General features: G+C 59.3%; 22 protein-coding genes and 2 tRNA genes. 11 read left to right on the plus strand and 13 right to left on the minus strand.

What is annotated here, in order from left to right; genetic code table 11:
* Positions 1-9: 9 nt before the first annotated feature.
* From WC698_02410 to WC698_02430, 5 genes are all read right to left on the minus strand, one after another.
* Complete coding sequence (locus WC698_02410) at positions 10-2,085, minus strand: PKD domain-containing protein (GenBank protein MFA6039091.1); 2,076 nt, start codon at positions 2,083-2,085, stop codon at positions 10-12.
* A gap of 21 nt (positions 2,086-2,106) precedes the next feature.
* Complete coding sequence (locus WC698_02415; protein ID MFA6039092.1) at positions 2,107-2,988, minus strand: hypothetical protein; 882 nt, start codon at positions 2,986-2,988, stop codon at positions 2,107-2,109.
* Positions 2,989-3,067: 79 nt separating this feature from the next.
* On the minus strand, positions 3,068-3,943 hold the full coding sequence (locus tag WC698_02420) for a TPM domain-containing protein (GenBank protein MFA6039093.1): 876 nt from the start codon (positions 3,941-3,943) through the stop codon (positions 3,068-3,070).
* On the minus strand, positions 3,943-4,569 hold the full coding sequence (locus WC698_02425) for a LemA family protein (protein ID MFA6039094.1): 627 nt from the start codon (positions 4,567-4,569) through the stop codon (positions 3,943-3,945). The genes WC698_02420 and WC698_02425 overlap by 1 nt, the downstream gene beginning before the upstream one ends.
* A gap of 101 nt (positions 4,570-4,670) precedes the next feature.
* Positions 4,671-5,315 (minus strand): GerMN domain-containing protein, encoded by a 645-nt coding sequence (locus tag WC698_02430; protein ID MFA6039095.1) that lies wholly within the window; start codon positions 5,313-5,315, stop codon positions 4,671-4,673.
* Between the two features lie 144 nt (positions 5,316-5,459).
* Between WC698_02430 and WC698_02435 the strand changes: the two genes are divergently transcribed.
* Both WC698_02435 and WC698_02440 read left to right on the plus strand, forming a co-directional pair.
* Positions 5,460-5,536, plus strand: a tRNA-Pro gene (locus WC698_02435).
* A 744-nt stretch (positions 5,537-6,280) separates the two neighbouring features.
* On the plus strand, positions 6,281-6,841 hold the full coding sequence (locus WC698_02440; protein ID MFA6039096.1) for a helix-turn-helix domain-containing protein: 561 nt from the start codon (positions 6,281-6,283) through the stop codon (positions 6,839-6,841).
* Positions 6,842-6,886: 45 nt separating this feature from the next.
* Here the strand turns inward: WC698_02440 and WC698_02445 are convergent, their stop codons facing one another.
* From WC698_02445 to WC698_02455, 3 genes are all read right to left on the minus strand, one after another.
* Positions 6,887-8,848 carry an O-antigen ligase family protein gene (locus WC698_02445; GenBank protein ID MFA6039097.1) on the minus strand — a complete coding sequence of 654 codons (1,962 nt, stop codon included), beginning with the start codon at positions 8,846-8,848 and terminating at the stop codon, positions 6,887-6,889.
* A gap of 32 nt (positions 8,849-8,880) precedes the next feature.
* Positions 8,881-10,011: a LamG-like jellyroll fold domain-containing protein gene (locus tag WC698_02450; protein ID MFA6039098.1), complete on the minus strand. Its 1,131-nt coding sequence runs from the start codon at positions 10,009-10,011 to the stop codon at positions 8,881-8,883.
* Between the two features lie 123 nt (positions 10,012-10,134).
* Positions 10,135-11,235, minus strand: a complete 1,101-nt coding sequence (locus tag WC698_02455; protein ID MFA6039099.1) for a LamG-like jellyroll fold domain-containing protein — start codon at positions 11,233-11,235, stop codon at positions 10,135-10,137.
* A 170-nt stretch (positions 11,236-11,405) separates the two neighbouring features.
* Here WC698_02455 and WC698_02460 point away from each other — a divergent pair, with 170 nt between their 5' ends.
* Positions 11,406-12,326 carry a hypothetical protein gene (locus WC698_02460; protein MFA6039100.1) on the plus strand — a complete coding sequence of 307 codons (921 nt, stop codon included), beginning with the start codon at positions 11,406-11,408 and terminating at the stop codon, positions 12,324-12,326.
* Here WC698_02460 and WC698_02465 read toward each other — a convergent pair.
* Both WC698_02465 and WC698_02470 read right to left on the minus strand, forming a co-directional pair.
* Positions 12,323-12,823: a hypothetical protein gene (locus tag WC698_02465; protein ID MFA6039101.1), complete on the minus strand. Its 501-nt coding sequence runs from the start codon at positions 12,821-12,823 to the stop codon at positions 12,323-12,325. The two genes, WC698_02460 and WC698_02465, sit on opposite strands and share 4 nt — an antisense overlap.
* 182 nt (positions 12,824-13,005) lie before the next feature.
* Positions 13,006-13,092 (minus strand) — tRNA-Leu (locus WC698_02470).
* 100 nt (positions 13,093-13,192) lie between these two features.
* On the opposite strand from WC698_02470, the gene WC698_02475 reads away from it, so the two are divergent.
* Complete coding sequence (locus WC698_02475) at positions 13,193-13,819, plus strand: CAP domain-containing protein (protein MFA6039102.1); 627 nt, start codon at positions 13,193-13,195, stop codon at positions 13,817-13,819.
* Here the strand turns inward: WC698_02475 and WC698_02480 are convergent.
* Positions 13,811-14,383, minus strand: a complete 573-nt coding sequence (locus WC698_02480) for a TPM domain-containing protein (protein ID MFA6039103.1) — start codon at positions 14,381-14,383, stop codon at positions 13,811-13,813. The two genes, WC698_02475 and WC698_02480, sit on opposite strands and share 9 nt — an antisense overlap.
* A gap of 29 nt (positions 14,384-14,412) precedes the next feature.
* On the opposite strand from WC698_02480, the gene WC698_02485 reads away from it, so the two are divergent.
* The gene (locus WC698_02485) at positions 14,413-14,961 is read left to right on the plus strand and encodes a hypothetical protein (GenBank protein ID MFA6039104.1); all 549 of its coding nucleotides are present in this window, start codon (positions 14,413-14,415) and stop codon (positions 14,959-14,961) included.
* Between the two features lie 13 nt (positions 14,962-14,974).
* Here the strand turns inward: WC698_02485 and WC698_02490 are convergent, their stop codons facing one another.
* Positions 14,975-15,517, minus strand: coding sequence for a hypothetical protein (locus WC698_02490; protein MFA6039105.1), 543 nt, complete (start codon positions 15,515-15,517; stop codon positions 14,975-14,977).
* Positions 15,518-15,775: 258 nt separating this feature from the next.
* Here WC698_02490 and WC698_02495 point away from each other — a divergent pair, with 258 nt between their 5' ends.
* The 3 genes from WC698_02495 to WC698_02505 all read left to right on the plus strand — a co-directional run bounded on the left by WC698_02495 (position 15,776) and on the right by WC698_02505 (position 19,489).
* The gene (locus WC698_02495) at positions 15,776-16,120 is read left to right on the plus strand and encodes a co-chaperone GroES (protein ID MFA6039106.1); all 345 of its coding nucleotides are present in this window, start codon (positions 15,776-15,778) and stop codon (positions 16,118-16,120) included.
* A 58-nt stretch (positions 16,121-16,178) separates the two neighbouring features.
* Complete coding sequence (gene groL, locus WC698_02500) at positions 16,179-17,816, plus strand: chaperonin GroEL (protein MFA6039107.1); 1,638 nt, start codon at positions 16,179-16,181, stop codon at positions 17,814-17,816.
* 998 nt (positions 17,817-18,814) lie between these two features.
* Positions 18,815-19,489, plus strand: coding sequence for a class F sortase (locus WC698_02505; protein MFA6039108.1), 675 nt, complete (start codon positions 18,815-18,817; stop codon positions 19,487-19,489).
* A 3-nt stretch (positions 19,490-19,492) separates the two neighbouring features.
* Here the strand turns inward: WC698_02505 and WC698_02510 are convergent, their stop codons facing one another.
* Positions 19,493-19,744 carry a DUF378 domain-containing protein gene (locus WC698_02510; GenBank protein ID MFA6039109.1) on the minus strand — a complete coding sequence of 84 codons (252 nt, stop codon included), beginning with the start codon at positions 19,742-19,744 and terminating at the stop codon, positions 19,493-19,495.
* 157 nt (positions 19,745-19,901) lie between these two features.
* Between WC698_02510 and WC698_02515 the strand changes: the two genes are divergently transcribed.
* The 3 genes from WC698_02515 (at position 19,902) to WC698_02525 (ending at position 24,258) form a co-directional block, all read left to right on the plus strand.
* Positions 19,902-22,481, plus strand: a complete 2,580-nt coding sequence (locus tag WC698_02515; protein MFA6039110.1) for a beta-propeller domain-containing protein — start codon at positions 19,902-19,904, stop codon at positions 22,479-22,481.
* Between the two features lie 100 nt (positions 22,482-22,581).
* Positions 22,582-23,172 (plus strand): dTMP kinase, encoded by a 591-nt coding sequence (tmk, locus tag WC698_02520; GenBank protein MFA6039111.1) that lies wholly within the window; start codon positions 22,582-22,584, stop codon positions 23,170-23,172.
* Between the two features lie 240 nt (positions 23,173-23,412).
* Positions 23,413-24,258 (plus strand): bifunctional 5,10-methylenetetrahydrofolate dehydrogenase/5,10-methenyltetrahydrofolate cyclohydrolase, encoded by an 846-nt coding sequence (locus WC698_02525; GenBank protein MFA6039112.1) that lies wholly within the window; start codon positions 23,413-23,415, stop codon positions 24,256-24,258.
* Positions 24,259-24,383: the final 125 nt, after the last annotated feature.

Genomic DNA, 24,383 nt, shown 5'->3' on the forward strand with positions numbered 1-24,383 from the left:
CGGGAGTATTCAGGGGGTGACCATCATGGTCAATGTGCGGGAATCCTGGTAGCCGTCCCCATCCTCGATCGTCAAGGTGACGGTGTACTCCCCCGCCTGGTCGAAGACGTGTACGTACTCTTCCTTGTCACTCTGCCCGACAATGAAGTTCGGTCGGTCGGAACGGCGGATATCCCACAGGTACCCTGCGGGGCTTCCCGTGGAACAGGAAGCGTCAAGCTTCACGGAGCCTCCCGCCGCAAGCGTAAGGCGGCTTGCCGTGGCGCAAGCGGAGAGGACGGGACGGCGAACGATGAGGGTCCTTTCCGTCGTATATTCCTTCCCCAGCGACGTCACGAGGACGAGCTTCACCTTGTACTCCCCCGCCTTCTCGTACGTGTGTTCCACACGGGATCCTCCCGTTACGGCATCATTCCCCCCGTTCCCCTCATCGCCGAAGAACCACTTGTAACCGGCGATCTTCTCCCCCTCCGGAATGAACGTCTGTGAAGCGTCGAACACCACGCGCAGCGGCGCCATGCCGCCTTCCGGCTGCATGTCGATCACCGGTTCAGCGGCCGGTGGCAGCACGTCGATGATGATTTGCGTGCGACGCGAACTGCCGCTGGGGTCTTCCGCAATGAGCGTTACATGGAACTTCCCCTGCTTACGGAAGATTCCTTTGAACGTCGTGCCGTCCACGCTTGCCGTGATGTCCTCGGGGTAATCCCATGAAAATTGGATGAGCGGCTGGGATGTTTTGGGCGTGAGCTCCACGTTCAGCGGCATTTCACCGCTCACCGTATTGTTCTTCATTTCCGGGCTGCCCTCCAATTGCAAGTCGCTGATGTTGAGCTCGGGCGTTACGCGCACCACCGATGTCACTTCCGCCGCAAGCTTGGCGCCGCTTGAGGACCGCGCACGGAGCACCACGCCGTACGTGCCGGGTGTTTTGAACGTGTGGCCCGCCCTGCGCAGTTCCACGCCTGTCTGCTGCTCCCCGTCCCCGAAGCTCCAATACAGCTCCTCCAACGGCTCATCCGTTTCCACCGTGAACACCACGCCGAAGGGCGCGGGGCCGATAAGCTTCTTCAGGTCCGTTTTCAGCGTGAGGGGGAACGGCAACGGCGGCGGGCTCTGTACCGTAACCTTCCTCTTGTACGTCTTCTGCGTCTGGTTCTGCAATTCGATGAGCGCCGTGACGTTGTACGTATCGACGGCATAGAAGATGTGGTCGATGACCGCCTTCTGCGTGGTTTCATCCGTCACGCCGTTCCCGTCGAAGTCCCACTGCACCTGCGTCAGCTGCTTGGGATCCGAGAGGAGGTGGGCGATACTGAATTGCACAACTTTCTTCACCACGACCGGTTCGGGTGTGACGGAGAACACCTCCTCCTGAATCAAGAGCGAGCGCGTGACTCTCCGCATCGTGCCGTCATCGAGCGTCAGACGGACGCCGATGGAATACACGCCGGCCCGCTTGAAGACGGCGGTGGTCTGCGGCGATACGGTCGTCTCCGTCAGCTTTCCGCTGTTATCCGTAAACCATTCGTACTTGATGGGCACGCGTCCCAATTGTTTGAGGAGTTCCACGGAACGTTCCATGCTGAACGTCACCGGGACCGGTGCGATAAGGTCCTTCACGTCTTTCGGCGAAACGATATCGATGGGAAGCGGCGTTTGACGCAGGATCACGAACGGCACCGCCACGCTGATGAGGAGTCCGGGGACGAATGTGAACAGAAGACGCAGGAGCCCCTTCCTCCGCGCATACGTGGAGAGTTGGGGGCGAGAAACGCGCTGCAATAGAATAAATCCGATGATGAGGAGAACGCCTCCACCAAAAGCCACCGTGAGCACACCGACTTTGGTAAGCGAGACGAGCGCGGGATCCGTGCTTGGAAGCATGGCCATGAGCGCGAAGCACCACAGGATGTACGCCCCATAGAGGAGCCCTCCCAGCGTCACAAGCATTTGCTTCTGCCTCCGCACGGCCGTATCCACCGGAACAGGCGCAGCCTTGTTGGCGGCGGCCACCGTTGCCGGCTTCATCACGCCGTCCACGGCTGACGTTGCTTTTTGCGGGGGGGTGGGGAGTGCGGGCATACGCGAGGAGCGGATGGAAGTTTACCGTACAGGCAGGAGTGCGGGAATGAGCGACGGCAAATCGGTATCCGTGAGCGTCACTCCCGTGAGGAGCCGCGCGCGCGCGGGGAGCGTGGATGATAGTACGCCATCATGGTCCTGCAATTGAAGGTCAAACATCCCCACCGGCACGCTGGCACCGCCCTTCCGGACGTCTTGCAAGTTCCACACCAGCCGGTGCAGGTAGAATGATTCCGCATCCACCCACAATTCGCCGCCGATCTTTTCTTCGCCGAGAAGTGACAACACCTGCTCCTCTCCACCGCCCAAGCCCGAGGAGAAGGAAGCGATGTACGCCGTGAGTTTGTCGGCATCCAGTCCGATGCCGTAATGGTACGCATCCCTCCCATGGATCTCTTCCCTCTCCCACTCCTTCTTCACCATCAACACGTCGGATTGGCGCGTTACGGACGCGGGGTCGGGCGTCGTTGGCATCACCGCCGTGCTGCCCTTGCAGCTCATCCTCCACCATTCCCCTTTCATGGAATCGAGTTGCCCGTGCGAAATCCCCAGGAGTGATGCACCGGACGCAACCCTGATCGGCTTGAGGTAGAGGTCGCAAGGATAGAGCATGGCCATGTCCACGACCGTTTCCTCCCGCGCAACATCCTCCTGTTTCAACATGAGCGTAAATTGCACTTGCTTCCCCCCGTCTTTCAGTACGCCGTGTGAAAGCGTGAAATCCCATCTCCGCCGTTCCGCATCCCACCCCTGCACATACCCTTCCGCCTGGAACGACGCAGACTCCAACGTCTGGCTTGCCGCAGTTGCGCGCCGCATCACTTCCTGCGGTGGAAGGGCGCTCGGTGCACAGGCCGTGAGGAGGAGGAGCGCTGCAGGGCCGCGCAGGACAATTCGGCGCATAGGATGCGGAAAGACCGGATCTCAGTGTGCCTGAACGCTCATGCTTCCGCCAGTACCGGACTGAGAGGGAATAACTTTCTCACCACTTTCCACTGGCGCCTCCGCCGCCGAACGAGCCTCCACCAAAGCCGCCGAACCCTCCGCCTCCGCCTCCACCCATGCCCCCTCCCCACCCTCCCCAAAACCTCCCGCCCCGATGTTTTCCCGTTCGCGGCATGCGCGAAACGATGAAATCGAACAAGAGCCCCACCGCCACGAGAACGGGAATGGTGAGCCACCAGCCGAAGATCATCAGCAGGATGATCCCCAAGACACCGCCGAGAACTCCTCCCAGCCACCACGACTTGGAATGGCCAAGCAGCGCGCCGAGGAATTGAAGGACCACAAAGCCTGCGAACAGGATACCCGGGAATGCCCCTCCCCATTCGTTTTCACCGTACCGTTCCGCCGTGTATTCCCCGCCGATGTGCTTCTTGAGCGATTCGATGCCCGCGACAACTCCTTCGTAGTACTTCCCATCGCGAAACTGCGGCGTGATGTCCTCATCGATGATCCCCTTCGCCACGATATCCGGAACCGCTCCTTCCAAACCGTATCCCGTGAGGATGCCAAGCTCCCGGTCCGCGAGCGCAATGAGCATCAGGATGCCGTTATCGTTCTCCTTTGACCCCACGCCCCAGGAACGCCCCACCTGCACTCCCACTTCGTTGATGGTGGATCCGCTGAGGCTCTGGACCATAAGCACGGCAATCTGGTTGCTCGTCTCCTTCTCGAACGCGCGGAGCGTTGCTTCCAGCTGCTCATCCTGCTCCGGCAGGAGTGTTGAGGTGAGGTCGGTCACGTACCCGTCATTCACGGGAACCGTGAACGCTGCGGCATGGGGCGCGAAGAGGACGACGGCGCACGCAAACGCGGCGAACCCAGCGACGGGTGTGAAGAGACGGCGATGGGACATCATAGGGATGCGGCGGCGGAAGAGACAACCGGAGCTGCGGAGGCCGCCTCAGCGGAGGAAGAGCCGAAATCCACTTCCGGAGCCGTCTCGGCGCCGGGGGTTGCTTCGAACATCTCTGCCGGCGTAAAGCCGAACATCCCCGCCATCAGGTTGGTGGGGAACGTCTTCACGCGCACGTTGTACCCGCGCACCGTTTCGTTGTAGTCACGGCGTGCCGTGGCAACCCTGTTCTCCGTTCCTTCGAGTTCCGTGATCAGGTCCCGGAACGCCTGCGTGGAACGCAGCTGCGGATACGCTTCCACCGTCACGAGGAGGCGGGAGATGGCGCTGTCCAAACCCTGTGCCGCCGCAACTTGCTGGCCTTGCGAACCGGCTTGCGCCGCCGCCCAAGCGCTCCGCGCGTTGGTGACGGCTGTAAGCGTGGATTGCTCGAAATCCGCCGATCCTTTAACGGTATTCACGACGTTGGGGATCAGGTCCGCGCGGCGTTGGTACATGGTCTGCACCTGCGCCCAGGACGCGTCCACGCCTTCGCGCGCCGCAACGAGACCGTTGAAACCGGTCCAGAGCCATCCGCCGAGGATGACGACGATGATGAGAACGATAATCCAAGGACGAAGTTTCATGTGGAATGGGGAAGAATGAAGATATGGTAGCAAATCCTTCGCAAAGAACAACGTGAGCTTCCCCAAACTTTGTTCGCTGAACACCGAACACCGTTCTCTCCTTACGGTTGAAGAATATCCTCAACCCTGCCGTCCACGGATAGTACGACATCCCTCACCTCCGAGAACTGCTTGAGGGTGTTCGTAATTTGGGAACGGATGGCGGTGACACGGCAGGAGCCACCCACGCCTTGCTCCAGCGCGGCATCGAACTCAGCCTTCGCCACGCCGTCCTCCAGCGTGAACGCGCGTACCGTAACGCCTTCCGGAATGGACGTGAAGAATCCCTGCGCACGTTCCGCCTCCGTCGGTCCCCGCAACAGTTCCTCCAGTGCGGCCCGTGCGGCATCCGACCGCCCCTCAATCCTCCGCTCCGCCGCGAACGTCACGCCGCAATCCAGAACCTGCGGGTCGCGGACGCTGTTGCCGAAGTACACGCGGATGACGCCGTCTTCGGAAGAGGAAGACGCTGCGGCAAGGGAAGAGGATCCCGGAATGTCCTCCGTCACCATCGTCCCATCGGGGAATCGGCAGCGCCGCGGGTAGGATTCCATCACGGGATATCCGCTCGCCGCGCATTCCTCAAACGTCTGCGGCGTTCCCGCTTGCGGTACCGTCCCACCATACAGCCAGATGAGTTTGATCGTTCCGATCGCGAGTACTGCGAGAACGAGCACGGTGATGCGAAGCGGGGTGATGCGGACCATGGTTGGGGGGGGGACGTTCGTACAATGATACTACGGACGAGCAGGCGGAATGGTACACGTCCACCCGCCCATTCATGTGTTTTTCTTCCGGCGGCTGCAAGTATGCCCTATGTGACGGAAGGATTTTGAGTATACTTCACGCATCGGGGCGTAGCTCAGTTGGCTAGAGCGCACGGTTCGGGACCGTGAGGTCGAAGGTTCAAGTCCTTTCGCCCCGACCATTCCTTACGCTTTCCATTGTGGAAGCAAACATACACAAATCTTCTTTGTTGTCTCTTCATATAGATCCGGAATACATTTACTGATCTAGTCTAGTATCTCCATGCACCTGCCTTTTCAATCCGATGTACACAATATTTACTCATTGTGTTCTAGTTCTATTGTCGCTCCTGCAGCGTCTTTCAACACCTCTGGTTCGTTCTCTATACATTAGTTCAAAGCAATTCATTTAAAAGGACAAGTCAAAGGCTACTGGACATTACTACTCCTATCCGTAAACTCCCCCCCTTCCCGTCTTTTGCCCTATGATGAAACTCGTGAAGCAATTCACACAAAACGCTTCACTCCAGCTCGTGTTCATGCACGCGCTTCTCATCACCTTCCTCACGATAAGCATGGTGATGAGCCTCCCGAACCAACTGTAAGAGGTTTGCGGATAGGAGTGACGCCGGTGCCCCCACCGAAGCCGGAACGCAGCGTCGGTGGCAGAACATCCATTATCTTCCCTCGCTGCGGTGAGGGGAGGATGTTTGATGCTTTGCAGTGTCAATTTCCGGTGCCACCTTCCGCCTTCTCCTCTCCATACCATCTGCTCCCCCGGGCCGTCCTCCCCGAACTTGACGCTCATTGACTCTTGTTATGAAGAGTGTAGTCTGACGGTTACTCTTTCTGTGTATTTTGGTCTTTAACAACGATCGTTTCGCGCATTGCGGAATGACCAATGCCTATAGTGAAAGGAGAATGTGATGAAAGTCCTCTCAACCGGTCAAGTCGCCAAGGTATGTGGTGTCTCATGCAGTACTGTAAGACGATGGTGTGACAGCGGCATGTTGAAGGGATACAAAATCCCGGGGACAAAAGAACGCCGTATTTCTGTGGAGTGCCTGGTCAAATTCTTCAAGGAAAGGAACATGCCGATGGAGAGACTCTTTTCTTTGGTAACAGCAAAAGTCTTCCTCATTTCTCAGGATTCATTATTGATCAATGGAATGATGAGAGAGAGTAAGGGGAAACCGTTTTGTATCCTGGTCATCGTCACCCCCGGAGAGGTCGACTCCATGCTGCATGAGGTTGAGCCTGACGCAATCATCGTTGATACGGAAATCGGCGAGCAAAAAACGGAACACATTCTCACAATCGCTCGTCAATTCGATGATGACATACTCCTCTACACGGTTTCCGGAAGCGAATCTGACAATTCCTTCTTGGGCATCGCGAATGCAGTCTTCTTCAAGACCGGAGACTTGAAGATCATACGGCAACTGGAGACAGACATGCATATGAGGAAGTATCTCTGTCTTCCCTAACGGAAAGAGCGCCCCCCCTGCCCGCAAGGTAGGGGGGTTTTTGCATTACCACAAATACCCCGGCCTCCGTGAGGAGAATTCCAAGCGCGTCTCTTGCGCGCTCTCTTCCACGGTACGCACCCAGCCGCGTATGCGTTCCCCCTCGGCGCCGAACAAGCGCTCCGCAAGCGTGGAGAGCTCCACATATTGCTCCACGTTTCCCGAGAGCGTGATGAAATGCGTATTGTTCCGGATGGCCGTTGCGAATGCTTCCATCAAAGCCAGGATCTCCCCGCCCTGCTCGCCGATTTCCCCGCCCTTCCCCGCCTCTGCGAGCGACTGCAGGTATCCGCGCACGACGCCGACGTCATTCCATCGCGACAACAGGTACGCCTGGCGGAAGGAATCCACGGCCTCGCTCGCGTGGAAGGTTTTCAGTTGCAGTTCTCCCAACAGCTTCCATGCGCGCGCGTCCTCGCCGTTCGTCCGCAAGTACTCCCGCACCACCCTCTCCGCATCGAGGGAGGCGTTCACATCCATGTACAGGATGGCGCGGCTGAGGAGTATATCGCGCGGGAAGATGTCGTTCGCTGCGCGCGCATACCATTCCTGCGCTTCCTGCGTTTTCCCCGCCACCTCCGCGTGTCGTCCAAGCGAGCTCGTGACGAGGAAGGGGAACTCCGCCGTAGCCACAACAAGGATGACCGTCGCCAGGAGGATCTCCGCCATGCGTCGCAGCCTTTGCGTGCGCGGCTTCACCGGTTTGCGCGGTGTGGGTGCAAGAAGCCCCAGAAAGAAGAAGAGCGGCATCACGATGCCGACGAACTGCAGGTTGTAATCGATGAGGTTGTGGGCGAGCACGCCGGCGACGGCGACAAAGAGCAGTGACGTTGTGAATCCTTCTTCTCTCGCCTTCCCCTGTCGAAGGAGCCGCCATCCTGTTGGGAGTAGGATGGAACCAACGAGGATGATGAACAGGAAGGCCGCCGCAACTCCCCTCTCCGCTGCGTACTTCAACAACATGTTATGCGGATGGTCGGAAGTCTGCAGCACCGTCTCCTGCAGCCGCGGCTGCGCGAAGCGGAAGCTGTAGGGGCCCCACCCGAAGAGCGGCCGCATATAGGCAAGCAACGATGCCTGACGGAAGAACGCCGTCCGCTCCGTGAAGGAAGAAGACCCTTCGTCGGCCGTGAAGGTGATCTTTTCCGCAACGGATATCACGGGATGGAACCGGACACGCACGGCGTTCACCGCCATGAAGGTTGCGAGGGCGACGGAAACAGCGATGATCACCGTGCGGAGTAACGGCCACAGTGCCTTGCGCAGTTTCACGCCGCGCGGGAGGAAGACCGCCAGCAAGAGGAGTTGCCCCGCAAACGCCACCGTTGCGCCGCGTGAATAACTGAGGAAGAAGCACCCCAGCACCCATCCCAAGAGCGCCGCGCGCATCACTTTCATGCGGCCTTCCGCCGCACGCGTCATCCACAGGAGAACGACGGGCCAAGCGAGAAGCAGGAATTCCGCCCAGGCGTTCGGCCAGTAGTCCGTGGAGAAGCGGTAGTAGAAGAAAGAACCTACGAGCCTGTTCACCGGCTGGAACACGTACACCGCCGTCCCCGTCGCGCACGCAATGAACGTGAGGATGATGACGACGTTGAGAAAGGCGTTGACGAAGGGATGGAATTCCCCCTTCTCATTGCGCATCCACCGCGCCGCCCAGAGGAGCAGGAGGATGAGAGCGCCGTCACGGAGAACCTCATCCAGACCGTAGTTGCGCGTGAGCGAGAACAGGAAGCTGAGGATCGTCCACGCGACGAAGAGCATCGCAGATGACCAAGGCACCGACGGCATTCCCCTCCCCTCCTGCGCTCCTCCCTTGATGAAGTACGTCGCCAACGTCAAGAGCCCCGCCACCGCAACGAGCAGCCATGTGGATTCAATCCCTTTCCCTCCGCGCCACAGGACGCCAAAGACGAGGAGAATGAGGAGCGTCGCACGGGAAAGGTTCTCGAGGAGTCTGCTCTTCATGCCGCTATGATGACACAAAGGGAACGGAAGCCTCAATACAACTGGTTGCCTGCCAAGAGTTTCACTTCATAGTCGGACAACGCGCGGTTATAGACGGCCGCATCATCAATGATGCCGTTGAAGGAAAAATACCCTCCCGCATAGGTTTCTCTCCCTATCATGGTATTCGCTGCGTTACTCACGAGCGTATTCGTCGAAGCCGTGAGGGAACCGATGGGAGAGCCGTTGACGTAGAACGTCACTTTGTTCGCAGCCCTCACCGCACAGACGTGGTACCAGGTATTGAGGGAGAAGGAATAGTTGCGCGACAGGGTGGGGCCACGCACTTGGAGGGACGTATTGGTTTGGGAAATCCCGAAGGCCCAGTGCGAGGTGTTCCAATCCCCGGAACTCATGATGGTTCCCGTATAATTCTTGTGGTTTCCTTTGAGATTGACCCAGGCTGCAAAAGTATAGTCCTCCAATCCCACAAAGTTCCGTGCAACGGAGATGCCGCTGCTGATGTTGTCGATGCGCGCGCCTTTCCCCGTTCTCCCCTCCGTCCATTGCACATTGTTGACGAACGTCCCCGTCACATTGTTCCCCGAGCTGTCCGCAACCGTGGTTCCCGCCCCCTCGAAGAACCTCCAGTATCCCATTCTCCCTTCCGCATATCCTCCCACATATGCGGAGGCTACCGCCGGCCTCCCTCCCAGAGGCTCCCTGTACACCTTGTACCCGGTGTAATTGGCATTCGTTTCCGACGTATCCTGCGGAAGGGCGGCGATGTACTCGGGGATGAGGGCATCCAGGTTCACACAGGTCGCATCCGTCGTCACCCCCTGTTTGCAGATGGGCTTGGCCCCGTCATCCGCCATGATGATGCTCTGCGCATTGGGGAGCGTCCCCTCCTCAATCTGGTACTGCGTGAGGGCATTCTGCAGTTCCCGCACGGTCTGCTTTCTGGAAGCATCCTTCGCGGAGAGGAGCATCTTCCTGGGGCCGATCGCTTCCATCACCACGCTCGCCAAAGCCCCAATGATCCCCACCACGAGCAGGAGCTCGATGAGGGTGAACCCCTCCTTCGTCCTGCGGACTATGCAGGGCAGGCCGCCTTTCTGACGATCCTGCCTCTTGATCCGTGAAAGAAAGCGGGAGGCCGCTCGTGAGGGAAGATGAAGCATGGAAAGAGTACGCTAGCTATGGTGTCACACGGAATTGCCTATCTGAAAGATTTGATGTTGCAGGATGAGGAAATCGTATTGGGATTCAGGAACAGCGGAAGGCTGTTCTGTTGTTTCATCTTCTTAATCCTGTTGTCCGCGAGCAAGAATCGCCACCTCGTTGGCTGATATGGCACGATTATAGATCCGGATCTCGTCAAACATTCCACTGAAAGGATACAACCCATTCGCATACGCACCGAACGTCAGTCTTCCTGTGGTGGACACGGGGGTGCCGGAATACGAAACCGAATTGTTATCCGGTACCCCGTCAAGGAAGATCTTCATCCGCGTCCCGTCCCATACTGCGGCAACATGATGCCACGCATTCAGTGAAAGTGGCGTACTGGTGGTAAGAGTCGAAGACGCGCCCATCAGGCGGAATGACACATAGGTGTTGTTCTGGTACAGCTCATACTGACCGTAACCCGTGTTAGCATTATTATTCTTCAGGATCATCTCTCTGACACCGGAAGACGACCAGTAAACCCAAGCGGATATGGTCATTGCATTGGTGACATCCAAAGAATCGTGATCGTTTACAGCCACAAAGTCATTCACCCCGTCAAACTGCAATCCCTTTCCCAGCTTCCCATTGACCCATATTGGGCTGTTTGTGAGTGTTCCAGTCCTGCCGTTTCCCGTACTGTCCGCCACGGTCGTCCCCGCCCCTTCGTAGAACCTCCAGTATCCCACGAGCCCATCGGCGTATCCCCCGAGATGCGTGGAATAGATCTGCGCCCTCCCTCCGGATTCGCGGTAGATCTTGTAGCCGGAGAAATTCGTATTGGTTTCCGATGTGTCTTGTGGGATGGCCGCAAGGTATTCAGGCACAAGTGCATCCAGGTCCACGCAGTTTGATGTATCCGCGGCGTTGAACTTGCAGACGGGCTGCGCTCCATCGGGGGCAGTGACGATGCTGCCGATGCTAGGAAGCGTCCCCTCATCAATCTGGTACTGCATCAGGGCGTTCTGGAGTTCCTTCACCATCTGCTTTCTTGTGGCGTCCTTTGCCGAGAGGAGCATTTTCCCGGGGCCTATCGCTTCCATCACCACGCTTGCGAGAGCCCCGATGATCCCCACCACAAGCAAAAGCTCTATGAGAGTGAATCCGCCTTTAAGATGATCCTGCCTTTTGACCTGTGAAAGAACGCGGGAGGCCGTTCGTGAGGGAAGATGAATCATGGAAAGAGTTCGCTTGGTATGGTGTCACAGGGAAATGCCTACCTGTATAATTTGATGTTGCAGGATGGGTTAATACAATTCGAAATGCCCGGATCTACCACTCCATGCGTCTTGTCACGAAGAAAGAAGGATCGCTGTCACCTTTCTCGCCCTCCTTCTACTATAGATTCATGATCCTCCCTCTCGGCACCGCCCTCCTGGCCCCCCTACTATCCCTCTCCCTTGTACAAGCGGCCGCCCTCGCAGACCGCACCCTCACCGTCACCGTGATCCCGAGTGCGGGCAGCGTCGTACCGCAGGGCGCGCAGGGCGTCCCCTTCCTCACGCTACGACTGCGGGCTTCCTGCGCTTCACCCGTTACCGTCTCCTCCCTCACCCTCCGCCATACGGGGAAGGGCGCAGCATCGGATATCCTCCGCGTGTACGCATACCGGGAGAACCTCCGTATTTCACGTGCCGTGAGCGTTCCCACACGCAACAGCTTCACGCTGCGCCTGCGCCCCGTAACCGTTCCTGCGTGCGGGGAAGAGACGCTCTCCGTCCTGGCGAACTTTTCCTCCTCCGCCCGTGCCGCGGGTGAACACAGGTTTGAGGTGACGGATGTTGGAACGCAGACCGGCGTGACCGTGCACACAGCAACGCCTTCCGCCGCCTCTCCTCTTCGCGTCACAACACATGCGACAACCCCCGATGTGAAGGTGGATTTCCGCACCGTGCACACGAGCAAGGAGTACGGGACACGCAGGGTGGTGGCGCGTTTTTTGCTCACGGGAGGGAATGCTGCGGACCAGCGTATCCGCTCCATCACCTTCACCAACCAGGGTTCCGCGCGCAACACGGACATGCGGAACCTGTACGTGGAAACCGCAAGCCGTACGCGCATCTCCTCCATCCTTCCCTCCCTGGACGGCGACACGGCGCGCATCACGCTGGAACCTCCGCTCCCCCTCAGCCGCAACCAGTCCGTCCTCCTGCAGCTGCGGGCGGACGTTCGCGCGAGCCGCACCCGTACCATCGATTGGTCCGTGGAAGAGCCCTCCGACATCGTGTCAGAGGAGGCACGGAGCAGCCGTTCTTCCCGTAACGATTAGCGGTTTGGTCTGCTTGTCGCCGGCTTACCCGTGCAGGCAGTGCCGTCTTTGAGAATGCTCGCCACGCGTTTCTCATCCCGCTTCGTGAGGAAGGCAATGCGTGAAGCGAGCCAATCGACGGTGTCCTCACCCGTATCAGCGGTAAGCATCCTCTTCATGGTGCAGATATATCGAATATCCTCATCGGTAAACGTAATCACTTTCTCGTTGCCCTCTTTCACCTCGGCTGCCGGAAATTGCATCTTGTAGATGAGGCTTGCAGCAAAAGAAAACATGTGCAAGTTCCTGCCTCGTGTGCCTCCCCTCCCTTCTCCCCCGGCATTTCCGGATGTGCTCTGTACGCTTGTGACGGCCGCACGTTTTGCTCTGGCACTCCTTCGTGCTGCTCTCACTCCTCCCGCCGCTTCCGCGGAGAGGGGCGTGGAGAGGAAGATGCTCAACATGCATCCCGTGACGAGAAGGGCGCGGGTACTTTTATTGAGAGTAAAGCTCTGCATAAGTAGGATGAAAAAACTATTCTAGAGTACATCTATCCCCATGATTGTCTAGTGTCCCATATAAATGATGCACTTGCCATATCTAGGCAATATTCTGCTACCTTTACCGTCGAATGGTGCACCGTGTTGGAAGAAGCTCGAACCGCATGGCTTGCCATGAGGTTTCGCGAAGCGAAACCGAATGGTGCCGACGGAGAGACTCGAACTCTCACATCCTTGCGGATACACGCTCCTGAAGCGTGCGCGTCTACCAATTCCGCCACGTCGGCACGACATTCATTGTACCATTTGTTCATCTCTGTGAAATCAGATTCCATCGTTGCAAGCCCCTTTCGCAAGAGAGGGGCGCCCTTCCCGTAGAATAGTACTATGAACAAAATGATTGTTGCCCTCCTCGCGCTGGCCTTCCTCTCCGTCCCCGCCGCCCATGCTGGGAGCGGTGGTTGTGCGTATGACGACGTGTCATCCGTCCCCCGCGTGAAGATGCGGAGGGTGGAGAACGCGTGGCTGGGGTGGAACAACCGCCTGCGCCGCCGGCTCGACCTTGCCCCCTACACCCTCAACGACGCCCTGCACCGCACGGCGCTGGAGTGGTCCGTCCTCTCCTCCGAAAAGGGATCCATGGACCACAAGCGCACTCCGGACGCACCGTACTACGACTACAAGGCGATCGAGCAGTGGTTCGCGGACCGCGGCGTGACGTTCGCCAACGTGAACCGCACGACCTTTACGGAGAACATCGGCTGGGGGACTTACCGCTGCACGACCGACGATTGCACCTCTTCGATGATCCGCTCCATCCGTTCCACGTTCCGGTTCTACCTTGCGGAACGGAACAAGGCGAGCAAGCCCCACTACAACAGCATCGTGAACCCGTACTTTACGCAGATCGGCTTGGGAATCATCGTGAATCCCGAAGAGGGGCGCTACTACCTCACGGTGCACTACGGCACCACGGTCACTTCCGCGGCGGGAGACGCTTGCCTGTCATCCTGAGCCTTCCTCGCTTCCCCCTTCCGCCGCCCTCCCCCTTGCATCCGCGATCTGCTTCTCCAACGCACGGATCCCTTTCCGTAACCCCTGGAAGAACATCCCCCGCTTGAGCCGCGGGATCATCTGCCGTTCCAGGATGTTTTGCAGCGTGTCTTTGGGGAGGAAAGGTTCCAAGCCGGGGCCGGGGAACATCGCCACCGCCCCCTCGTTGACGGAGAGGAAGATGACCACGCCGTTGTTCTCCGTCTTCTTCCCCACGCCCCATGCATTCCCCACATCTTGCGCGGCCTTCACCACATTCCCGCCGTCCGTCGTCCGCACGAGCAGCACGGCCACCTCGTCCTCCGTCCGCTTCTCGTTCCCCTTGAGCTGGCGCTCCAGCATCCGTTCCTGCTGCGCCGTGAGCACGCCCGCCGCGTCCGTCACGTAACCTTGCGGCTGCGGGAAGGAGAATGCCGCCGCTCCCGGCGCCATCACGGCGAAGGTGAGCGAGCCGGTGACCATCAACGGGACAATGCGTGTGTGCGCCATGGTGTTGGGGGGAATCGTGTAGTCGACGTGGTGCATGGCGGTCTCTTACGGAGTAGGATGTGCGCATGCGCTCACGTTGTTTCCTCTTACTCGTTCCGTTCCTCCTCACCGCCTGCACGGCCAGCGCCCTCAAAGGTACGCCGCTGCCCGCGGGGTCGTTCTCGCTGGACTCCTCCGACGGCGGAGGTACGGGAACCGCCTACGTGCGCGGATATGCCGTTGTGAACCGCGTGCAAGAACCGTTCTGCTCACACGACCCGGAGGAAACGGACGATTGCCAAGCCTTCGACTACGTCTTCCTGCGCATCATCAATACGGGATCTCCCGTCATGGACCGTTTCATCACGCAGAACAGGGGCAACGCCTACGTGGGGAAGAAGTCCGTCGGGCTGGGATGCATGGGCGAAGGCGGAACCATCACCTACGTCAACGATTCCGACGCATTCGGACGGAAGACCTACACCATCGCACCCGAGCTTGCGCGCCAAATCCTGCGCTCCACCGTGCGCACCCCCGTGACACTCGCGCTCACCAAGGAAACGCTCTCCGGCGGAACGGAAGGGCCCCCGTGCTACGCGCACTTCACCTCTGTCCAGGCCGTGGCCGCGCAGTAACGATCCTCCCGCCTCAGAGGATGCACACGGAAAGCGGCTGCTCCCCCTGCAGAAGGATGGGTATGGTGATCGCACGCCCACACATGGGACTGGGGAAATTTCGTACGGAGGGAAAACGGCCTGCTTCACTGAGTGCGCCGGAAGCGGTGGAAGTCATTCGGGAAGACGAGTGAGAGGTGAAGGTGCGGGAGGATGAAGAAGATGTAGATGATGTAGAAGATGTAGAAGAGCGCGATGAAGAGCGGGAGGAGGACAGAACGGGATACGTGGTGGTGCAAGGGATGTAGCGCGCGGGAATGCTTCCCACTTCCCTGCGGACGTACGCCCCGTCACGGATGAAGCACCGTCCGCGCTCATGATCCGACGAGGAAGAATCTTGGTCCGGCGGACCCGCGGCTTCTTCCACCCTCACGTCGAGCTCTTCCCCCTGTTCCGGCGTGATGACGACGTTCCACACGCGGGGATCCTCCGGGTCACGTTCGGAGAGTACCGTGAAACCCATGAGCAGAGGCGCCGTGACCAGCAAGCCGATGCGGAGCGTGCGTCCGAGTTTCATGTTCAGGATCGTAAATGGCATTCTGCGCTTTCCGCAGCCTCGATCTCCCCACTTTCCGACGATTCCCTTCCCTCAATCTTACAGGGTACGCCCTTCCTTGCTTCGCCGCATACGGAAGAGCGGCGGCCTATCCCTTGACTCCTTCGTTTAGCACTCTAAAATACTGACTGCTAATCCGGCTGTGGAAACAATCAAAGCCCCCTTCTACAGTATCCGCTTTCTGCAGCTTCCTTCTCTCCTCTTAACCCCCTCATTCCTATGGCCTCCCCCAAGAAGCCGCTTCCCAAGTTCCAGGTCAACATCGAACCCATCGGTGACCGCGTCGTCGTGCTCCCGTTGGAAATGGAACAGACCACCGCCTCCGGCATCGTCATTCCCGATACCGCCAAAGGCGAAAAACCGCAGCGCGGTTCCGTCCTCTCCCTCGGCAAAGGCGGCATCGGCAAGGATTCCGTTGATCCCACCAAGTACCTCAAGGTGGGCGACGAAGTCCTGTATGGCCGCTACGCCGGCGACGACGTGAAGCTCAAGGACACGTCCGGCAAGGAAGTTGAAGTGAAGATCCTTCACCTCGATTCCGTCCTCGGCATCGTCCGTTCCTGATTCATCCGCGGGCAGCCTGTGTCCGCTCTTCCGTATTCATCCTTAACCCCCTATCCCTATGGCTGGCAAGCAACTCATCTTCGGTAACGAAGCGCGCGAGAAGCTCATGAAAGGCGTGGGCAAGCTGGCGAACGCCGTTTCCGCAACACTCGGGCCCCTCGGCCGTAACGCCTGCATCGAGAAGAAGTACGGCGGACCCACCGTCACCAAGGACGGCGTCACCGTGGCGAAGGAAATCGAGCTCCCGGACCCTTTCGAGAACATCGGCGCGCAGCTCGTCAAAGAAGCCGCCACCAAGACCAATGACGCGGCCGGCGACGGCACCACCACCGCCACCGTCCTCGCCTACGCCATGATGCAGGAAGGCCTCAAGCACTTGGGCTCCGGCAAGAACGCCATCTCCATCAAGAACGGCATCATGAAGGCCGTAGATGCGGTGACCAAGTATCTGGAGTCCATCAAGAAACCCATCAGCAAGAAGGAGGAGTTCGCCGCCGTGGCCACCATTTCCGCCCAGGATCCCGTGGTGGGCGCGGTGATCGCGGAGGTGATCGACGAGGTGGGCAAGGACGGCGTCGCCACGGTGGAAGCCGGGCAGACGCTGGGCCTGGAGAAGGAGTACGTGGAGGGTATGCAGTTCGACCAAGGCTACATCTCGGCGTACTTCGTCACGGATCCCGGTTCCATGAAGGCCGTGTTCGAGAAGCCCTCCATCCTCATCACGGACAAGAAGATCGGAAGCATCCAGGAGATCCTCCCGCTCCTGGAAGCGCTCGCCCGCTCCGGCAAGAAGGAGCTGGTGATCATCGCGGAGAACGTGGAAGGCGAGGCGCTGGCTACGCTTGTGCTCAACAAGCTCCGCGGCACGTTCAACACCCTCGCCGTCAAAGCCCCCGCGTTCGGCGACCGCCGCAAGGAAATGCTCAAGGACATCGCGGTCCTCACGGGGGGCCGCGTGATCTCCGAGGAAGTCGGGCTCAAGCTGGAGAACGCGACGCTGGATGACCTGGGCACGGCACGGCGCATCGTGGCGACGAAGGACGACACCACCGTCATCGACGGCGGCGGTTCCAAGAGCGCCATCAACTCCCGCGTTGCGGAGATCAAGGCGCACATCGAGACCACGAAGAGCGACTTCGACAGGGAGAAGCTGCAGGAGCGCCTCGCCAAGCTCTCCGGCGGCGTCGCCGTGATCAAGGTGGGCGCCGCGACGGAAGTTGAACAGAAGGAGAAGCAGCACCGCGTGGAAGACGCCCTCTCCGCCACGCGCGCAGCCGCGGAGGAAGGCATCGTCCCCGGCGGCGGTACCGCCTACATCCGCGCCATCGAAGGCCTGGACAAGGTGAAGACTCTGAATGAGGACGAAGCGATAGGCGTGGACATCGTCCGCCATGCGCTCACCGCTCCCGCGCAGCACATCGCCAACAACGCCGGCCTGGAAGGCAAGGTGGTGGTGGAGCGCGTGAAGGCGGAAAAGGGCAACGTGGGGTACAACGCCGTGACCCAGAAGTACGAGGACCTGGTGAAGGCCATGGTTATCGATCCCAAGAAAGTCACGCGCTCCGCGCTGGAGAACGCCGCATCCGTCGCCTCCATGTTCCTCACGCTGGAAGTGGCGATTGCCGAGATCCCCGAAAAGAAATCCGCAACGCCCCCCATGCCCGGGGGAGACGAGATGGGCGGGATGGACTTCTAATACCCGCCAAGAAGCAGGCACGTGTGGTAATCGAAGCCGAATCATTCCTGCCTGCGATGCGAGAAATGAAAGAAGAGCCCTGCCGAAAGGCGGGGCTTTTCTCTGTCGTTTTCATGCAAAACACTATCGTACCCGCCAAATTCAAGAGTACACTTTTCCATTGCCATGCTTCCCATCCTTGTCGCCCTCGCCGTCCTCGCCGCCATCGTGGTCACCGTCGTGGCCGCTCTGATCGCCGAACACCGCCAAAACACTAAGAAATGAACTAATTTTCTTTTTAGAACGTAACAAATCACCCTGTTCCACGTATTAACAAGTGTCATTCTTCATTTTGCCAACATGGCCATCCTCCTTTCCCTCATCGTCGTCGCCGTCCCCGCCGTGATCCTCGCGGTGCTGGTGGATGCCGCAAGGCACCAGAGGCACTGAACCTCCCGTGCCGTGTGCGTCATATACATACTGTTCCAAGGATAAAAAGTGGCTACCGTATGAGATAGCCACTTGTTGTCGTGGGGCACGTTTTCATGGCTGACCAAGCCTGAACGTGAACGAGCGCAGCGTTGCACTGGGCGATCGTAATCTGAAGGGAACGCCCTGAGTTAATTCTGATATGTTCGCCTGAACGATCGAGTTCACTTTGAGCAATTTGTCTTGTGATAAATCAAGTATCACCGCCAGGGAAACGATAGACGGGAGGCATTCCACTTCCAGATCAATGACTTCAGTCTCGCCTTCAGCGGTTACGAATTCCAAATGGCATGTTCCAATCGTACGCATCATCATTCTCCTTCTACGTTATGCTCCCACGACATGCCCGTTCACCACAGACTGTGTCTGTGATCAATGAATGGGCGTGGATGGGAGCGGATGATGACAAAAACCGAAGCAGTTGATAGTACCATTATCCTTCATATTGTCTACCATGAAACAAACTCCGCTTTTTGCGTGCACGCTTCCTCCGTATCCCTACACTCCCCGCAACGCATTCCCCCCGGCTCATGCGTCTGCTCTTGCTATTCGTCACGTCCGCACTCTTCGCGTGCTTCGGCATCCCCGGCGTGGAAGCCCCCGTCTTCCGCAGCAATGTTCCCGCGCGCGCGGTTTCCCATGCGCCGCGTACGCTCATATCGCCGGACGCAACCGCCGCATCCGACGGTCTGCCGTCACTCACGACTTCGGAGTCCTTTGCGAGGAACATCATCACACCCGTAACGCACGCGGAACCGCTTCCCATCGGCATTCCCGTCCGCCTGGAGATTCCGTCCATCGGCCTCGCGACGGACGTCGAACGGGTGGGGCTCACGCCGGAGCGCAAGCCGGACATCCCCAAGAGCCCCTTCAACGCCGGCTGGTACGACTTGGGCCCCCGCCCCGGAGAGGAAGGCGCCGCGGTGATCGACGGCGTATTGGACACCGCGGGGGGACCGGCCGTGTTTTGGAAACTGAACGGCGTGAACGTGGGCGATACGGTCTCGGTGGAAGATGACGGCGGCGGCAGGCGTTCGTTCATCGTGCGTGCGGTGAAGCTGTACGACGTGCGCACGGCGCCCATGCGGGAGATCTACACCGGCACGGGCAGGAAACTCCGCCTCATCACGTGCGCGGGGACGTGGGACACGTCCCTCGGCCACTACGACCGCCGCTTGGTGGTGTTCGCGGAGCTGGAGGAATGAGGATTACAACCGGCTTTCCTCGCGCCTCACTTGCGTTGCTTCTTCCGTGGCGCTGTACCCAAGCTTGCTCACGAACGATACGGCCTCCGCCAGCGCGGCGATACCCACCACGATGTAGATGCCCCTGCTCACCGCGGACAAAGGACCGAAGATGGCCGCCACGAGATCGTACTGGAACAGACCGATAAGGCCCCAGTTGAGGCCGCCAATGATGAGGAGGATGCCCGAGATCCAATCCACTGCATTCAATCGCATATGAAGAGGGGGAATGTGACACAGTTGTGGACGTTCAGCTCGCCCCTCCATGACGGGAATTCCCGGTTTCCTCCCTGTCAATCCCAACCTATGTAATGTTTGGAACGTTCGAACGTATTATGGATCAGTGAAGAACGTATCCCTTCCCATCATCCCTATGAAACGTCCCATGACATGGCTGATCCTGGCCTCCGTCGCCCTCAGCCTTTCGGCGGGCTTCGTTCCCGCCTTCGCCGCGGACAACCCCTTTTCCGATGTTCCCGTCTCCTCCCCCAACGCACAGGCGATCCGGGAGTTGAAGGCGGAGAATGTCCTCCAGGGATACGCTGACGGTACTTTCAAGCCCGGCGCATCCATCAACCGCGCCGAACTCCTCAAGATCATCCTCGAGGCGCGTGCGGACGGCGCTGCCGTCGCCGGTAGCGCGTGCTTCCCGGACGTACAAGGACAGTGGTATGCCAAGTACGTCTGTGCAGCCAAGAGTGAAGGGATCGTCGCCGGTTACGACGACGGTTTCTTCCGTCCCGAGAAGGCCGTGAGCTTCGCGGAAGCGGCGAAGATCTTCTCCCTCGCCTACAAGCAGCAGATTCGGGACGCGAGCGGAGAGTGGTACGCGGGTTTCATTCGCGCCTTGGAATCTTCCAACGCCATCCCCACCTCCATCGACGGCCTCACCGAGCCGCTCAACCGCGGCGATATGGCGGAGATGATGTGGCGCCTCAAGAAGGGCGTCACGGATCAACCGTCCAAGGGTTACATGAACGTCAAGTACCCGGCCGTGAAGGTCAACCTGGCCTCGGATAAGGTGCAGGTCGCATCCTCTTGCACGGACCTGCAGGCGTTCTCCGTGGAGCTGCATAGCACGACCGGCGGCTGGGGAAGGGGTGGCGGCGTGATGAAGGAAATGTTGAACGCGCAGGATGCGACAGCCCCCACGGCGGCGCCTGCGCCGACGGAATCCGGAGCAGGAGGATCTGACGGCGATTACTCCCGCACCAACGTGCAGGTGGAAGGCGTGGATGAGGCGGACATCGTGAAGTCCGACGGCACCTACCTCTACATCGTCTCGCGCAACAAGGTGAGGATCGTGAAGGCCGTTCCCGGGAACACCATGAAGGAGATGGGCTCCATCTTCGATGGCGATTCCAATTTCTCCCCCGCGGAGCTCTACATCGACGGCAACCGCTTGGTGGTGGTGGGCAGCAGCTGGAGCCAGACCGATCCCGCGGTGATGGAGAAGCGCATCGGCGGCATCATACCGCCGTACTGGAACCCCTCCCTCGCGCAGGTGCGCATCTTCAACGTTGCGGACAAGGCCAAGCCCGTCCTGGAACGGAAAGTGAGCTTCGAAGGCTCTTCCGTCTCCACCCGCATGATCGGCCACAAGCTGTACTTCGTGGTGAACCAGCCCATGCGTTGGCTGCCCCAGCCCCTCACCAAACCGACGGATGCGGACGTCCTTCCGTCCTTCCAGGATTCCCGCACGGGCGATGCAAGCGCGCCTGTCGTACGTTGCGGGGAAGTGATGATCCTCCCGCACGTTCCCTCCCCCGAATACCTCACCGTCGCGGTGATCGATACCGCCTCCCCCTCGACCGAGGTGCAGCGTGAGACGGTGCTGGGTAACGCGCAGAACATCTACGCCTCCCTCCAGAACCTGTACGTTGCCACCACGCAGTGGGTGTACTACTGGAACTCCGGAGTGGAGGATTCCATCAAGGCTCCCGACGACGGAAACTATGAGAAGACCAACCTCTACCGCTTCGCCTTCACCGCGGACGGCATCGAGCTCAAGGCGCAGGGCTCCGTCCCCGGCCACATCCTCAACCAGTTCTCCATGGACGAGCACGAGAACACCTTCCGCATCGCCACCACAAAGGGGGAACTGTGGAACGAGCAACGTCCGGCCACCAACAACCTGTACGTCCTCAACCAGTCCTTGGAAACGGCGGGCAAGATAGAGGATATCGCCCCGGGCGAGCGGATCTACTCCGTGCGCTTCATGGGAGACCGCGCGTACATGGTCACGTTCCGCAACACCGATCCTCTCTTCGTCATTTCAACCGCTGACCCGCGCAATCCCCGCATCCTGGGACAGTTGAAGATCCCCGGCTACAGCGACTACCTGCACCCGTACGACGAGAACCACCTGATCGGTTTCGGGAAGGACACGGAAGAATCCAAGGACCGCGCCGACTTCGCCTGGTACCAAGGCATGAAGCTCGCCGTGTTCGACGTCACGGACGTCGCGAATCCCCGAGAGATGCATAAGGAGATCATCGGGGATCGCGGGACGGACAGCCCCCTCCTTTCCAACCACAAAGCCCTCCTCTTCGATAAGGAAAGGAACCTCCTCGCCTTTCCGGTGACCGTGTACGAGATTTCCGAATCCGAGAAGGCAAAGAACGACCCGGGATCCTACGGCCAGCCCGTCTTCCAGGGCGCCTACGTGTATGACTTCACGCTCAGCGGCGGCTTTAAGCTCAAGGGCACCATCAGCCACTTCACCCAGGACCAGATGCAGAAGATGGGCGACGTGTGGTACGGCCTTGGCAGGGACATCCAGCGCATCGTGCGCCTGGGCTCTTCCCTCCTCACCGTGAGCGAAGCCGTGGTGCAGAGCAACACCCTCTCCACCCTGAACAAAGAGGGATCGGTGGAGTTCTCGGACATCGATGACCAGGTCTACCCGTGCGGCAGGGGCGTGCCGTGCGCGGTGCCGATGAGGGCGGAATGACGGGGTAAAATATCAATTTGTACCATACCGTAGAGACGCCCCATCGGGGCGTCTCTACTATCTGTACCAACGGTCACTGTTTGGGTACAATCCCCAGACCGTGACCGGCACGTTCATCGTCATCGACGGCCCCGATGCCTCCGGCTCCACCCTGCATGCAAGGCTGCTCGCCGAACGTCTGAGGAAGGAAGGGCGCGAGGTTCTGGTGACCGCGGAACCGACGGAAGGTCCCGTGGGTTTGTGGATCCGCGAGCTTTTGAAGGAGAAAAAGGTGCCGTCCTCCACGCTGCAAATCCTCTTTACCGCTGACCGCGCGTGGCACGTGGAGCAGGTGATCCTCCCCGCGCTCCGGGAAGGAAAGACCGTCATCTCCGACCGATACAGCCACTCCACCGTCGCCTACGGCATGGCACTGGGTTTGGATTCGGACTGGCTGAAGGAGATGAACCGCTCCTTCCCCAAGCCGGACGCAACCGTCTTCACGCTCCCTCCGATTCGGACGTGCATGGAACGTCTGAGCCGGCGGGAGAAGCAGGACTTCCTGGAACAACGTGACTTGCAGGAGGGCGTCCATGCCGCGTACCGCAAGATCGCGGAACAAGACCCTGCGATCGTCGTGGTGGATACGAGCGGGGAGAAAGGTGACGTATCCACATTCCTCTGGAATGCGCTGCGCAAGGTTCAGTCCTGATCTTCGATAGCGCGGAGTCTCTTGCTATCGCTTCTCTGCTCCTCGGCATTTTGCCGTATGTTGAATAGCACTTGTCTTTGCATCACCCGGCACAGCATGTCGATGTTCGCCGCTGTCTCCGGATCGCGGCTCAAGCTCGGGATGGAACATGGAGAGCGTTCACACGTCATATGCACATTGTGTTGCTAGGACGATGGGATTGTCAATAATCGCCCACAACAGTATCCTTCCACAGCAGCCATGCCCGCCACCATCCTCTCCGGCAAAGACGTAGCCGCCGCGTTGCTCGACTCCCTGAAGCCGAAAGTAAAGGAGTTGCAGCCGCACATGGCGATCGTGCAGGTGGGCGATGACCCCGCGAGTGACAGTTACATCACGCAGAAGCGCAAGAGCTGCGAGGAAGTGGGCATTACGTCCATCCACCGTCATCTCGCGGAGAAGACGACCAAGGAAGAACTCCTCCGCGTGGTGGATGAGCTGAACCGCGATACGACGGTCACGGGGTTCATCGTGCAGCTGCCGCTCCCCGCGCACCTCAAGAGCGCCGTGGAGGAGGTGATCCGCGCCATAGACCCCGCCAAGGATATCGACGGCTTCACTCCGGTGAATGTGGGGAAGACCTTCCTTGGCACCGCGTTCGAGGACCTCCCGCCTGCCACCCCCGCCGGCGTCATCCTGCTCTTGGAGCACTACGGGATCGACGTCCGGGGGAAGCACGCCGTGGTGGTGGGCCATAGCAACATCACCGGCAAGCCCCTCGCCGCCATGCTGCTCAACCGGAACGCGACGGTGACGGTGTGTCACAAGTACACGGCGGACTTGGCGCAGTTCACCGGGCAAGCGGACATCCTCTGCACCGCCGTGGGAAAGCCGGGATTGATCACCGGGGACATGGTGAAACCGGGTGCGGTGGTGATCGACATCGGCACCACGCGTACGGATGCCGGCTTGAAGGGCGATGTGGACTTCGACGCCGTGAAGGAGATCGCCTCCGCCATCACACCCGTTCCCGGCGGCATCGGACCCATGACGGTGGCGAGTTTAATAAGGAATTGCGTACGGGCGGCGGAAATGGGGAGAGGGTGATGAGAAGATGCAGAGGAGTCAAAAGATGCAGAAGATGCAGAAGAACGAAGAAAGATCATTCCAACGCGTGATTGTTTCTCCTCTGACTCATCTGTTTCGTCTGCATCTTCTGCATCTTCTTATTC

Source organism: Candidatus Peribacteraceae bacterium, assembly GCA_041661065.1.
Classification (GTDB): domain Bacteria; phylum Patescibacteriota; class Gracilibacteria; order Peribacterales; family Peribacteraceae; genus CAIKAD01.

What these genes read in the sequence shown, in the direction of transcription:
- WC698_02420 (MFA6039093.1), bottom strand. Translation starts at nt 3,943, where the DNA reads ATGTCCCATCGCCGTCTCTTCACACCCGTCGCTGGGTTCGCCGCGTTT.
- WC698_02495 (MFA6039106.1), top strand. Translation starts at nt 15,776, where the DNA reads ATGGCCTCCCCCAAGAAGCCGCTTCCCAAGTTCCAGGTCAACATCGAA.
- WC698_02505 (MFA6039108.1), top strand. Translation starts at nt 18,815, where the DNA reads ATGCGTCTGCTCTTGCTATTCGTCACGTCCGCACTCTTCGCGTGCTTC.
- WC698_02415 (MFA6039092.1), bottom strand. Translation starts at nt 2,988, where the DNA reads ATGCGCCGAATTGTCCTGCGCGGCCCTGCAGCGCTCCTCCTCCTCACG.
- WC698_02485 (MFA6039104.1), top strand. Translation starts at nt 14,413, where the DNA reads ATGCGCTCACGTTGTTTCCTCTTACTCGTTCCGTTCCTCCTCACCGCC.
- WC698_02440 (MFA6039096.1), top strand. Translation starts at nt 6,281, where the DNA reads ATGAAAGTCCTCTCAACCGGTCAAGTCGCCAAGGTATGTGGTGTCTCA.
- WC698_02460 (MFA6039100.1), top strand. Translation starts at nt 11,406, where the DNA reads ATGATCCTCCCTCTCGGCACCGCCCTCCTGGCCCCCCTACTATCCCTC.
- WC698_02465 (MFA6039101.1), bottom strand. Translation starts at nt 12,823, where the DNA reads ATGCAGAGCTTTACTCTCAATAAAAGTACCCGCGCCCTTCTCGTCACG.
- WC698_02480 (MFA6039103.1), bottom strand. Translation starts at nt 14,383, where the DNA reads ATGCACCACGTCGACTACACGATTCCCCCCAACACCATGGCGCACACA.
- WC698_02490 (MFA6039105.1), bottom strand. Translation starts at nt 15,517, where the DNA reads ATGAAACTCGGACGCACGCTCCGCATCGGCTTGCTGGTCACGGCGCCT.
- WC698_02410 (MFA6039091.1), bottom strand. Translation starts at nt 2,085, where the DNA reads ATGCCCGCACTCCCCACCCCCCCGCAAAAAGCAACGTCAGCCGTGGAC.
- WC698_02445 (MFA6039097.1), bottom strand. Translation starts at nt 8,848, where the DNA reads ATGAAGAGCAGACTCCTCGAGAACCTTTCCCGTGCGACGCTCCTCATT.
- WC698_02475 (MFA6039102.1), top strand. Translation starts at nt 13,193, where the DNA reads ATGAACAAAATGATTGTTGCCCTCCTCGCGCTGGCCTTCCTCTCCGTC.
- WC698_02515 (MFA6039110.1), top strand. Translation starts at nt 19,902, where the DNA reads ATGAAACGTCCCATGACATGGCTGATCCTGGCCTCCGTCGCCCTCAGC.
- WC698_02425 (MFA6039094.1), bottom strand. Translation starts at nt 4,569, where the DNA reads ATGAAACTTCGTCCTTGGATTATCGTTCTCATCATCGTCGTCATCCTC.
- WC698_02510 (MFA6039109.1), bottom strand. Translation starts at nt 19,744, where the DNA reads ATGCGATTGAATGCAGTGGATTGGATCTCGGGCATCCTCCTCATCATT.
- WC698_02450 (MFA6039098.1), bottom strand. Translation starts at nt 10,011, where the DNA reads ATGCTTCATCTTCCCTCACGAGCGGCCTCCCGCTTTCTTTCACGGATC.
- WC698_02455 (MFA6039099.1), bottom strand. Translation starts at nt 11,235, where the DNA reads ATGATTCATCTTCCCTCACGAACGGCCTCCCGCGTTCTTTCACAGGTC.
- WC698_02525 (MFA6039112.1), top strand. Translation starts at nt 23,413, where the DNA reads ATGCCCGCCACCATCCTCTCCGGCAAAGACGTAGCCGCCGCGTTGCTC.
- WC698_02430 (MFA6039095.1), bottom strand. Translation starts at nt 5,315, where the DNA reads ATGGTCCGCATCACCCCGCTTCGCATCACCGTGCTCGTTCTCGCAGTA.
- groL (MFA6039107.1), top strand. Translation starts at nt 16,179, where the DNA reads ATGGCTGGCAAGCAACTCATCTTCGGTAACGAAGCGCGCGAGAAGCTC.